We start from the raw sequence: 12,383 nt of genomic DNA, 5'->3' as shown, positions 1-12,383 counted from the left end.
CTGTGGGCGGCCGGGGTGCGGGCGTCGCCCGCGCCGAAGAAGGTTTCAGCCTCGGTCATCGACATGGCAAGTACCTCGGCGATGTTGCGTCCCCCCAGGGCGTACTCAAGGACCGACGCCTGGAATCTTCTCCCCTCGCAGTCCTCGCAGGTGGACTCGACAGTGGCCATGACCCCGAGTTCAGTGAAGATAATGCCAGCACCGTTGCAGGTGGGGCAGGCACCCTCGGAGTTGGAACTGAACAGGGCCGGTTTGACGCCGTTCGCTTTGGCGAAAGCCTTTCGGATCGGCTCGAGGAGTCCCGTGTAGGTGGCGGGATTGCTGCGGCGCGACCCCTTGATGGCGCCCTGGTCGATCACCACCACACCCTCGCGTCCGGCGACCGACCCGTGGATGAGCGAACTCTTACCTGAACCAGCCACCCCCGTGACTACGCAGAGCACACCCAGCGGCACGTCAACGTCCACGTTCTGAAGGTTGTGGGTTGCTGCGCCGCGCACCTCCAGGCTGCCCGAGGGCTGACGCACCGTTGCCTTGACAGCTGCCCGGTCGTCGAGGTGTCGACCGGTGATGGTGTCACTGGTACGCAGGCCATCGACGCTGCCCTCGAAGCAGACGCTGCCGCCCTGGGTGCCAGCGCCAGGACCCAGATCGATCACATGATCAGCGATGGCTATGGTCTCGGGTTTGTGCTCCACCACCAGCACCGTATTTCCCTTGTCACGCAACTGGATCAGCAGCCCGTTCATCCGCTGAATGTCGTGCGGGTGCAGGCCGATGGTCGGCTCATCAAAAACGTAGGTGATATCGGTCAGCGAGGAACCGAGGTGCCGGATCATCTTGGTCCGCTGAGCCTCTCCCCCGGACAGGGTGCCGGCCGGCCGGTCAAGCGATAGATATCCCAGCCCGATCTCCGCGAAAGAATCCAGCAGGTGTTGCAAGCCCTTCAACAGGGGCGTCACGGACGGTTCCTGCAACGCACGCACCCAGGCCGCCAGCTCATCGATCTGCATGATGCACAGATCGGCGATGTTCTTGCCCTGAATCGTCGAGGATCTGGCTTCAGGACTGAGCCGGGTGCCTTGGCATTCGGGGCACGGCTGGAAGGTGATGGCCCGCTCCACGAACGCTCGGATATGAGGTTGCATCGCCTCAACGTCCTTGGACAGCATCGACTTCTGGATCTTCGGGATGACTCCCTCGAATGTGAGGTTGATGCCCTCGACCTTCACCTTGGTCGGCTCCTTGTACAGGAGCTCGTCGAGTTCCTTCTTGGTGAAGCTGGCCAGCGGTTTGTCGATGTCGAACCCTGCACCGCTGAAGATCCGGCCGTACCAGCCGTCCATGCTGTACCCGGGAATAGTGAGTGCTCCCTCCCCCAGCGACTTGGTCTCGTCGAAGAGCGCCGTCAGGTCGAAATCGGAGACCGATCCCATGCCCTCGCAGCGTGCACACATGCCACCCAGATAGACGGCATCCCTGACCACGCTTTTCTCCACCCGGCCGCCCTTGTCGGTACTCATCACTCCGCTGGCCTTACGGGTGGGCACGTTGAAGGAAAACGCCGTCGGCGGTCCCACATACGGTGAGCCAAGGCGGCTGAAGAGGATCCGGAGCATCGCGTTGGCGTCGGTGGCGGTGCCAACCGTCGAGCGTGGATTGGCGCCCATCCGCTCCTGGTCGACGATGATCGCCGTCGTCAGGCCTTCCAGGCGGTCGACGTCGGGGCGCGCCAGGCTGGGCATGAATCCCTGGACAAATGCGCTGTAGGTTTCATTGATCATCCGCTGCGACTCGGCAGCGATGGTCGCGAACACCAGGGAACTCTTGCCCGATCCGGACACGCCAGTAAAAACCGTCAGGCGGCGCTTCGGAATGTCGACTGAGAGGTCTTTGAGATTGTTCTCACGGGCACCCTGAACCCGGATCAGATCATGTTGGTCGGCGGTGTGCGAGGGTAACTCGTGTGGGTCGGTCGTCGTCGTCGACGTGCTCATCGTCTCTCCTACTGCCGGGGTCGCCGCAGCGGCTCCCAACGGCGTCGCTAGCCTCGTGCGCACCAGCATCCAACAGTACGTTCGATATCGTCTGATTCTGCTCCAGGTGACGGCACGGTGGCAACCGGTTATGCACGGGCGGCAGCGCAACGGTGGTCTCCCGACCGGGCTGGGGCGCCTGCTTTAAGATCCTGCTCCCCCGCCATGCTGCGCTGCCGCCAGCCGCTGTGAGCTAGCCGCTGTGGGCTAGCCGCTTACGGCTGCTGGTTCTTCGCCGTCGGCAGGTATCTGGCCCACCAGTTGAGAAGGTGCTCAAACCGCTGCCGACGGTGCCACGGTGATCCGGCGCGGGACAATTCGTGGGTCTCGCCCGGGAACACCAGAAGCTCTGTTGGCACTCCGCGCAGCTTCAACGCCGTGTAATAGCGTTGAGCCTGCTCCAGCGGGCAGCGCAGATCCTCCTCGGAGTGGACCACGAAGGTGGGGGTCTGCACCTTGTCGACGTGTGCAAACGGATTCTGTGCCCTCACCTGATCAGGATCGTTGCCGGTGTAGGCATCGGAGAAGAACCAGCCAATGTCCGATGAACCGACGAACGACGGCGGATCCAGGTAGCCGCGTTCGACCACTGCCGCCGTGAACCGATGGTCCTTGGAGATGGTCCACGCGGTCAGGTAGCCGCCGTAGGACCCGCCCATGACGCCCAGCCGGTCCCGATCAAACGACGGGTATTTCTCCAGTGCGCCGTCCAGGAAGCCCAGGACATCGAGGAGGTCAACGGTACCCATCGCTCCCTTGATCACGCGGCCGTGCTCCTGCCCGTACCCGGCCGCTCCCCGCGGGTTGCACATGACGACGGCGTACCCGGCGTTGACATACACCTGCGACTCGTCGAAGTATCCCCAGCCATATTGGGCGAACGGGCCGCCGTGAATGTTGAGCAGGACCGGGTGGGGCCCCTCGCCCTCGGGTTCCAGCACCCAGCCATGCACGCTGTGCCCGTCGCTGGCCGTGAAGGTTTCTTCTTTGGGTGCCACCACTGCGGTCTGCATCCGGAGGTCGTTGGAGAGGTCTGTGAGCGGTTTGAGGGAGCCCCCGGACACTACTGCCAGATCCCCCATCGTGGTGGGGTCGGTATAGGCGGCAACCACCAGGTCGCCCTTAGCCGCTGCACCCGTCACGATGAGTTCGCCGTCGAGCAGGGTGCTGACGGTCCCGTCGGCGGAGGCTTCGAGGAGGGTGCCGCGGCCTCGGGTCCGGTTAAAGACGAGCACCGAATCGGCGCCGCGCGGCACGATGTCCCCCACCTCGCCCAGGTCCACGGTCTCGGCATCGGTGATGGCCCGAGCTTCGCCGGGTGCAGCGGCTGGAGCAACGTAGAGCGCGGTGTTGCGGGCCAGGAAGTCCAGCCCGTCCTCGGAAAGGTCGCTGCCCAGGAAGAACAGCCAGTGTCCATCGAGGCTTTCGACCGGCCGGCTGCAGCCCAGCCGGGTGCCGGAGCCGCGGTTGGTGAGCCGCACGACGTCGGACCCATCCACCGCCATCGAATGGACATCGGTGTAGAGGGTGGTGTCGGCGTCGGAATGCAGCGCCGCGGTGAAGAGGATGCGGCGCCCGTCGCGGGTGAAAACAGGCTCGTTGTGATCCGCGTCTGCCGTGGTCAGCTGCACGGCCTCCGGAAGCCCTTTGCCGGTTGCCTTCTCCTTGGCTGCCGGCTTTTCGCTGCCAGCCGGGTCCACCGCAGCTTCCTTTGCCCTGCCGACCGGTTCCACGAAAGGTTCGGCGTCGAGGCTCGGTACGTCGAGAACAAAAATCTGGGTCCGTTTGTCCAGCGAATAGCCCAGCCCGTTCATCCGGTACTTGAACGTGCTGATCAGGCGGGGATCCTCCAGCCCGGGGCCGACGCCGTCGACGGTCCCGTAGCGGCCGTGCTCCGGAACGCGGGAGGTGAAGGTGAGCTTCGACGAATCGGGCGAGAAGCTGAACGAGCCAACCCCCATTTTCTGGTCCGTCAGGCGCTGGGGTTCGCCGCCGCGGCTGTCAACGATCATCAGCTGAGGCTTGCCGCCGGGCTCTGCCCTGAGGAAGGCGATGGCGGTGCCGTCCGGCGAATACTGGGGTGCGGTGTCGCGGAAACCGCGGGTCAACCGTCGCGCGGCGCCCCCGGGAACCGCAATGTCCCACAGCTGCCCAACATAACTGTCGGCATCGAAATCGGGTCGGGTCACCGACACAACACAACGCTGCGCATCAGGTGAGATCGACGGTGAACTTACGGACTGGAGGTGATTCAGCTCATGTGGTTTCACAAGTCCGAGACTAGATCAGTCGCTGGGTGTTCCCAATTCCGGCCCTAGGATGAATCTATGCCCCACCTTCCGGAGAACCTGTTGTGCTGCCCCGTGTGCGCAGCGCCGCTAGGACTCCTGGACGGCGCGGGCGCGCTGGTGTGCGGGGCGGGTCACCGGTTCGATGCGGCAAAGCAGGGCTACTTCAACCTGCTCACTGGCAGGGGCACCGAATTCCAGTCGGACACCGCAGTGATGGTGCAGGCACGAACCGACTTTCTCGGCGCAGGCCACTACGGCCCACTTCAGGCGGTTGTGGCCGACCTGGCGCAACGGCACGTCGCCGAGCCCAGGGTAATCCTCGACGCCGGTGCCGGTACCGGATACTACCTGGCCGAACTGGAGCGCCGACATCCCGGGGCCGCGGTGCTGGCCCTCGATATTTCGAAGTTCGCCCTGCGCCGGGCAGCCGGAATCCTGCGGGACGGCGTGTGCGTGGTCTGGGATGTGTGGCGGCAGTTGCCGGTGCGTGATTCAGGGGTTGACATCATCCTCAACGTTTTTGCGCCCCGCAACCCCGAAGAGTTCCATCGCGTGCTGAATCACGGCGGTGTGCTGGTCGTTGTCACCCCCCTGCCGGGGCACCTTGCCGAAATCGCCGACGACGCCGGTTTGCTTGAGGTGCGCCCGGATAAGGCCACGGCGGTGGCAACCAGCCTGACCGGACTGTTCGACGAGGCCGATTCGGCAACCGTTGAGCTCTCCCTGCAGCTGTCCCGCACCGATATCTACAATGTCGCGCTGATGGGCCCGGCTGGCCACCATCTGGTCCCAGAAGACCTGTGGGCGGATTTGGCGGTGCTCCCCGAACGGACTCTAGCCAGTGCCCGGTTCACCGTCCAGGTTTTCCGGCGGCACCAGGACCGCTGAGGCTTGCGGATCGATAACAACCGGTCCGCTGAGGCCTCGACCCCTAGGTTTCCGCACCCCGCTTTGGCATGATTGAAGAACGCAGTATGCGCTCACGGCGCCTTAGCCAGAGGGGAAGACATGTTTGAGTGGCTTTTGGAGAACGGCTGGATCCTGTGGCTGGTTCTCTTCCTTGGTCTTGCCGCAGTGGAAACCCTGACTCTTGACCTGTTTTTCGTCATGATGGCGATGGGTGCCCTCGCAGCCATGATCAGCACCTTCCTCGGCGCGGCGTTCTTCCTGCAGGTCATCATCTTCAGCGTGGTGTCGCTCCTGATGGTGCTGGTGGTCCGCCCGGTGGCGCTGAAACACCTCAAGCGGGGCTCCCCCGAACAGCTCAGCAACGTGGACCGACTCATCGGGGAGTCGGCTCTCACCCTCGACATCGTGACCGGCGAATCCGGCACCGTGAAGATCGGCGGTGACACCTGGTCGGCCCGGACCCTCGACGGGTCGCTAATTCCCGCCGGCGAACGTGTCGCCGTCACCCGAATCGACGGTGCCACCGCGCTGATCAGTGCCCCCGCCCGCCCGCAAGCTGCCGACTCCGGGGCTGTCTAGACGCGGTTGCCCAGACGGGCCGCCCAACCACGGTTGCCCAGACTTACCCAACGAGCGCGCCAACCTACCAAAAGGGGAACATATGCCTACCGACGCAGGGGCAATCGGACTGACAGTCGTCCTGATTGCCCTGATCATTTTCGTTCTGGTCGTGCTGGTGAAGTCGGTGCGAATTGTCCCGCAGGCTCGCGCCGGTGTGGTGGAACGGCTCGGAAAATACCAGCGAACCCTCCAACCTGGGTTGACCATCCTGATCCCTTTCGTGGACCGGCTGCTGCCCCTGCTGGACTTGCGCGAACAGGTGGTGTCATTCCCTCCCCAGCCCGTCATCACCGAAGACAACCTGGTGGTTTCGATCGACACGGTGGTCTACTTCCAGGTCACTGATCCTCGGGCGGCTACCTATGAGATCGCCAATTACATCCAGGCCGTGGAACAGCTCACCACCACCACCCTGCGCAACGTGGTTGGTGGTCTGAACCTTGAGGAGGCCCTGACCTCCCGCGACCAGATCAACGGCCAACTGCGCGGAGTGCTTGATGAGGCCACCGGTCGCTGGGGCATCCGGGTATCCCGGGTGGAACTGAAGGCTATCGATCCTCCCCTGTCCATCCAGGACTCGATGGAGAAGCAGATGCGAGCCGAGCGGGACCGCCGCGCAGCCATTTTGACTGCCGAGGGAACCAAGCAGTCGCAGATCCTCACAGCCGAGGGCCAGCGACAGGCCGCCATCCTCGCCGCGGAAGGTGACGCCAAGGCGGCCATTCTCCGCGCCGACGGCGAGTCGCAGGCCATTCAGAAGGTGTTCGATGCCATCCACAAGGGCAACCCGACCCAGAAGCTCCTCGCCTATCAATACCTGCAGACCCTTCCCAAGCTCGCCGAAGGATCGTCTAACAAGCTGTGGATTATTCCCAGTGAGGTGGGTGAAGCGCTCAAGGGTATCGGTAACGTCCTGGGCAACGCGACCGCTGATGCGCCCGACGGCGGTAGCCCGTCCCGTACCCACAGCGCCTGACACCGTAGAAACCGGACGGCTGGCTCGCGTCGGCTGTCCGGTTTCTTTTTGTGCCCTGCCGCGGCGTATAATTGGGTGTTTGCCGTACTTTCGCTGGTCAGATCGGGAACAGACGTCACGTCCACAGCGTTATGTAAGTGGCAGGTTGCGGTAGCCACTACCGCGCCATCATCCGCCGTTACGGATGCCAAATTGTTGAGTAGGAGATTACATGAGCGATCGTAGCTTGCGCGGTATGCGCCTCGGAGCGCAAAGCATGGAGACTGAATCCGGTGTTGAGCCAGCTCCACGGCAGCGGGTTGAATACCGTTGCGGAGACGGCGAGCGGGTGTTCGTCACTTTTGCAGCGGAAGCTGACGTCCCACCGGTCTGGGTTTCCAAAACCGGTAAGGAAGCGTTGCTGGTGGACGGGGAACGCCCCGACACCTCAGGTGACAAGCCAGTACGTACTCACTGGGACATGCTGCTGGAGCGTCGCAGCATGGACGAGCTGGAGCAGATCCTCCAGGATCGGTTGACCATCCTGCGGGAACGCCGCGGAGAGCGCCAGTCCGCCTAGCAGTACAGGAAGTTGGACTAGCGGTATAGGAAGTTAAAAAGCCGGGTTGACCCTCAGGGTCAGCCCGGCTTTTTCGTGCCCGCCAGCCCCAGAAGCGGCCCCGACAGCAAGAATTGCCGGAAGGAACCGGCAACCCTGACACTGCGGGGCGTTTCTGTCCTGGCGGGTTGTGGAAGCTACTTCTTGTCGCGCGAGGTCAGTGCCCGCCACCGTGCGGCGAGTCCCCACCGGGTGACGTTGGCAATGGCCTCGAGGACAATTCCGCCACTCATCTTCGATGCCCCGAACTCCCGTTCCACGAAAGTGATCGGCACCTCAACAATCTTCAGGCCCAGCGTCGCCACCCGGAAGGTCATGTCCACCTGGAATCCGTACCCCACCGAGTCAACGGTTGTCAGCTCAACCTTTTCGAGGGTTTCCCGGCGGAACGCACGGTAGCCTGCGGTGATATCCCGGACATCGATGCCCAGCATCAGCCTGGAGTAGGTGCTGCCGGCCCGGGAGAGTAATTTCCTGCGTCGCGGCCAGTTCACCACGCTGCCGCCGGGGACCCACCGCGACCCAATGACGAGGTCGGCGTCAGCCACCTTGTCGAGCAGGGACTGTAGCTGCTCGGGCCGGTGAGAGCCGTCAGCATCCATCTCGACCAGTACGTCGTAGCCAGCGTCCAGCGCCCAGGTGAATCCCGCGATGTACGCGGCTCCCAGACCCGCCTTACCCGTGCGGTGCAGGACATGGATCTGCGGGTCGGCACCTGCCAGGGTGTCGGCGAGCCCGCCGGTACCATCAGGGCTGTTGTCGTCCACCACCAGGACGTCGGAGTGAGGTACGGCCCGGCGCAGTCGTTCGACTGTCAGGGGAAGCGACTCGATCTCGTTGTAGGTGGGAATGATGGTGACGACTCGCACTCAGGCAACCTTCGATCACGTAGCTGATACGCCGTGGCGCACGGATCCCGGGGCCCGGAACCAAACGCCCAGTATATTGGATGCCCGCGGGGGACAGAAAAAGAGCCACCAGGCCGATCGAATCGGGATGCCGTGGAGGGTCGGGTAGATCCGCGCGCCTTCGGGCCAGCACGGATCCAAGAATCACAGCTGTTTTCTACTGACGCGCGAACCTACCCGTTCCGGGGTACCGATGCCGTGACGCGCGGCGAGGCCCACTGAAAAACGGTGGCTGCCTAGGACCTGCGTTGAATCGGCTCGGTCGGGTCAGTGAATCTTCTCTGAGTTCCTGACCCGTTGACTCCACAGCTTACGTGCTGTGGAGCGAGTGTCAACAGCCCCCTGACCTGCGTAAACACTTGTTTGTGCAGGTCAGGACACTGACCGTAGGGGCGATGAAATTTCGTTGAAACCTGGGGCCTGGAACAACTGTCGGCCCCGATGGACCGTCTCAAGACACACCGGGTCCGCGCCGGTATCGAGGGCAGGAAGGAGCGGTGTCCCCGCCCTGGGGTCGGTGCTCCACGATTGCACCCTGCTGTCAGCCGTCTGCACCATCAGCTCCTCCACCTCCCACACGGCGTACGACGCCGGAGCACCAGGGACAAGCTGGCCCAACAACGGGTTTCCCGTGCCTACGGCCCGCCAACCGGCCCGGGTGTGGGCGATAAAGGCTGCGCGAGCGGAGATCCGTTGCGCGGGGTTGTTGTGCATCACACTCGCCCGGAGGGTGGCCCACGGGTTGAGGGATGTCACGGGGCTGTCGGAACCGAAGCACAGCGGGACCCCTGCCGCCAGGAAGCTCGCGAACGGGTTCATCCCGGTCATCCGCGCAGCTCCGAGGCGCTGGCTGTACAACCCGTCGGCAGCACCCCAACGCGCATCGAAGGCCGGCTGGGCACTGACGGTGACCCCAAAATGCACCAGTCGGGCGATAGCCTCAGCGTCGGCGAGTTCGACGTGTTCCAGGCGGTGGCGTGCCCGCCGGACCGCCTCGATGCCCTCGGCATCGGCTGCCAGGGCGAGACCCTGCAGGACCACGTCCAGGCCGGCGTCCCCAATGACATGGAACCCTGCCTGCATTCCTATGCTGGTGGCGGCACCCAGATGCGCTGCGACGGCGTCGGCCTGGAGGAAAACCGAACCCCGATGGACGTCATCGGCATAGGGTTCCCGGAGCGCCGCGGTCCGGGAACCAAGGGAACCGTCCACGTTGAGGTCTCCGCCGATGCCAGCCAGGCTGCCACCGAACAGGTCCAGCACCTCCTGAAGCTCGGTGACCGACGTAACAGGCTGTCCCCAGTACGGCAGGATCTCCGGGAGCTGCTCCCCCAGGGGGTCCTGGCCGATCCGGAGCAATGCCTGGAGGTCGGCGACCGGTGAGATATGGGGCGCGCCCATCTCTGCGACCGCCACGATTCCGTTGGCCGCGGCCCGCCGGAGCGCAGCGCTCTGGTAGGCGGAGCGTTCGCCGTCGGCCAGATCCCGCGAGGCCAGCCGCGCCGTGACGTGGGCGTCGCGCACCACGAAGCCGTTGTCCCAGCCGTCGAGGTTCGCCAGGTCCAGCGCAGCTGCGAGGGACCCGGAAACCACCGCCGAATGGACATCGGCGCGGGCCAGATAGACGTGCTTACCTCCGCCGGCTGCGTCCAGTTGCCCGGCGGTGGGGACCATGCGCTCCGGCCACCGCGACTCATCCCAGCCGTGCCCCAACACGGTGCTGACGCCGATGCGCGCCGCCGCTGCGACCCGGTCCAGCAGGTCAGTGATGCCGGTACAGGAGGAAAGGTCGATGGATTCCAGGGCCAGACCGGTCTCTGTGGTGTGGACGTGGGAGTCCACGAAGCCCGGGGTGATGAGGGCGCCGGCCAGGTCAACGACGGTCATGGTGGCATCGGCCAGCGATTCGGCCGCATGCTCGGAGCCGATCCAGGCGACCGTGTCGCCGTCGACCAGCATCGCGGTGGCGAACGGGTCTGCGGCGCTATACACGGAGCCGTTACGGTACAGAATTGGGCGGGTCGGGGTCATTCGTGCTCCAGACAGATGGTGGGCATAAGTGGTTAGTCGCTGATGGCCGAGTAGGCCACCACACCGCGACGGATCAGGCCAATCGCGTCGATAAACAGACGGCGTTGGCCGGGAGGCAGATCATCAATTTTGGCGAGCTGATCCAACAGGTCCACCACCTGTTTGGTCCATCTCACGAAGTCGCCGGCCGCCAGTTCGGTTCCGCTCAGCGCAGCTTGCAGGGCCTTGCCCCTAGCCCACTTGTGCATGGGCCAGACGAGACCCAGCTCGGGTTCACCGGTGACCGGAAGCTTGAACTGCTCCTCCAGATCGGTCAGGGCTGACCACTGGCGGACGACGACGTCGATCGACGGGTCGAGTGCTACGCCGGGCATTTTCGGGCGTAGGCCGCGTTCTTCCCGTTTGGCCTGGTACACCAGCACCGAGGCCAAAGCGGCGGTCTCGGCGGCGTCGAGTCCTTCGAAGGCGCCATGCTCGAGGGAGAGCGCGATCAGCAGGTCCTTCTCCCCATAGACCCGGCGCAGCTTACGGCCGGCAGCGGTGATGGTGGTCCCGGACGGGGTGTCCTGCAGGTACCCGTAGTGCAGGAGGACGTCCGACACCCGGTCGAAGGTTTTTGCGATCGTGTTGGTGCGGCCCCTGATCTGACCGGCCAGCCGGTCAGTCTCGCGGCGCAGCTTCCACCAGCGTTCAGCCCACCGGGCGTGCTGCTCCCGGTCGCTGCACCCGTGGCAGGGGTGGGACCGCAGCTTGCGTCGCAGCTCTGCGATGGCGGCCTCCTGGCGCTCGGTGGCACCGGAGAGGAAACCGTCCTGGCCGGGACCGCGGCGGGGTGGACGCTTGTCATGGAGTGCGTTCCGGAGCGACGAACTCAGGTCCCGGCGGTCTTTGGGACTGCGGGCGTTGAAGTTTTTGGGGATCCTGATGTGGGAGAGAACCTCAAGGGGCCCGCTGAGGTCCTGCACCCCGACCCGACGGAGCTGCTTGTCTTCGGTGAGGACCGTTGGGCGGGGCTCCCGTGAGGTGTCGGAGCTGAGGACCACCGCATAGCCCTGGCTGCGTCCTGCCGGCACGTCGACGACGTCGCCGGGTCGCAGCATTTCGAGCGACGAAGCCGCCGCCGAGCGCAGGCTCCGCGAGTTGGTTTTCGCTGCCCGATCCTCCAGATCGGAAATTTCACGGCGAAGCCTCGAGTATTCGGTGAAGTCGCCGAGATGGCAGGTCATGGACTGCTCATAGCCCCGCAGCGACTCCTCACGGGTCCGCACCTGTTTCGCGAGTCCCACCACCGACCGGTCCGCCTGGAACTGGGCGAACGAGGTTTCGAGGATCTCACGGGATCGGTGCTGGCCAAATTGGGCGACGAGGTTGATGCTCATGTTGTAGGTGGGCCTGAAGCTCGAGTTCAACGGGTAGGTCCGCCGGGAGGCGAGACCCGCCACAGCTCCCGGGTCCGTCCCCGGCTGCCACAGTACGACGGCGTGCCCTTCCACATCAATGCCGCGTCGGCCAGCCCGCCCCGTCAGCTGGGTGTACTCCCCCGCCGTGACGTTGACGTGCGCCTCGCCGTTGAATTTGTCCAACTTTTCCAGCACCACCGAACGGGCTGGCATGTTGACGCCGAGGGCCAGGGTCTCGGTCGCGAACACCGCCTTCACCAGTCCCAGCGCAAAGAGTTTCTCCACTACTTCCTTGAAGGTGGGAAGCATCCCGGCGTGGTGGGCTGAGAAGCCCCTGATCAGGCCCTCCCGCCACTCCCAGAAACCGAGGACGGCCAGGTCCTCGGGCGGCAGGTCCACCGCCGCTTCGTCGACCCGCTGGCTGATGATTTCGCGTTCCGGTTCGGTGGTGAGCCACAGGCCGGCGTCGAGGCACTGGCTGACCGCCGCCTCACACCCGTTGCGGGAGAAGATGAACGTGATGGCTGGCAGGAGACCGTCCCGGTCCAGGGCACTGATCACCTGTGGCCGGGTGGCACGCCTGACCCGTGACGCTGCCGCTGGCGGCCGCTTC

At 64.5% G+C, this 12,383-nt stretch carries 8 protein-coding genes and 1 pseudogene (1 of these 9 running past the window's edge); 4 read left to right on the top strand and 5 right to left on the bottom strand.

Translation table 11 applies throughout. The features are described from left to right. Together K728_RS0113540 and K728_RS0113535 are read right to left on the bottom strand one after the other, a co-directional pair. Positions 1 to 1,997, bottom strand: a 1,997-nt coding sequence (locus tag K728_RS0113540; protein ID WP_024477049.1) for a daunorubicin resistance protein DrrC, incomplete at its 3' end; no start/stop codon positions are given. Between the two features lie 254 nt (positions 1,998 to 2,251). Then, positions 2,252 to 4,231 (bottom strand): S9 family peptidase, encoded by a 1,980-nt coding sequence (locus K728_RS0113535; RefSeq protein ID WP_084442897.1) that lies wholly within the window; start codon positions 4,229 to 4,231, stop codon positions 2,252 to 2,254. A gap of 132 nt (positions 4,232 to 4,363) precedes the next feature. Between K728_RS0113535 and K728_RS0113530 the strand changes: the two genes are divergently transcribed. The 4 genes from K728_RS0113530 (at position 4,364) to K728_RS0113515 (ending at position 7,392) form a co-directional block, all read left to right on the top strand. Further along, on the top strand, positions 4,364 to 5,215 hold the full coding sequence (locus K728_RS0113530; RefSeq protein WP_024477047.1) for a putative RNA methyltransferase: 852 nt from the start codon (positions 4,364 to 4,366) through the stop codon (positions 5,213 to 5,215). 120 nt (positions 5,216 to 5,335) lie between these two features. After that, on the top strand, positions 5,336 to 5,815 hold the full coding sequence (locus tag K728_RS0113525; protein WP_019482724.1) for an NfeD family protein: 480 nt from the start codon (positions 5,336 to 5,338) through the stop codon (positions 5,813 to 5,815). A gap of 82 nt (positions 5,816 to 5,897) precedes the next feature. Beyond that, positions 5,898 to 6,833 carry an SPFH domain-containing protein gene (locus tag K728_RS0113520; RefSeq protein WP_024477046.1) on the top strand — a complete coding sequence of 312 codons (936 nt, stop codon included), beginning with the start codon at positions 5,898 to 5,900 and terminating at the stop codon, positions 6,831 to 6,833. A gap of 211 nt (positions 6,834 to 7,044) precedes the next feature. Then, a complete protein-coding gene (locus K728_RS0113515; protein WP_024477045.1) occupies positions 7,045 to 7,392 on the top strand; it encodes an RNA polymerase-binding protein RbpA in 348 nt (115 codons plus the stop codon). Positions 7,393 to 7,568: 176 nt separating this feature from the next. Here K728_RS0113515 and K728_RS0113510 read toward each other — a convergent pair whose 3' ends face one another. From K728_RS0113510 to K728_RS19455, 3 genes and pseudogenes are all read right to left on the bottom strand, one after another. After that, positions 7,569 to 8,300, bottom strand: coding sequence for a polyprenol monophosphomannose synthase (locus K728_RS0113510; RefSeq protein WP_024477044.1), 732 nt, complete (start codon positions 8,298 to 8,300; stop codon positions 7,569 to 7,571). Positions 8,301 to 8,711: 411 nt separating this feature from the next. Then, on the bottom strand, positions 8,712 to 10,370 hold the full coding sequence (locus K728_RS0113505) for an amidohydrolase (protein ID WP_024477043.1): 1,659 nt from the start codon (positions 10,368 to 10,370) through the stop codon (positions 8,712 to 8,714). Positions 10,371 to 10,402: 32 nt separating this feature from the next. Beyond that, a pseudogene (locus K728_RS19455) lies at positions 10,403 to 12,383 on the bottom strand (DEAD/DEAH box helicase) (it continues 837 nt past the right edge of the window).

The organism is Arthrobacter sp. CAL618 (assembly GCF_000468215.1).
Lineage (GTDB): Bacteria > Actinomycetota > Actinomycetes > Actinomycetales > Micrococcaceae > Arthrobacter_D.
The sequence above is the reverse complement of the archived record's forward strand: the minus strand, read 5'-3'. Positions and strand labels throughout refer to the sequence as shown.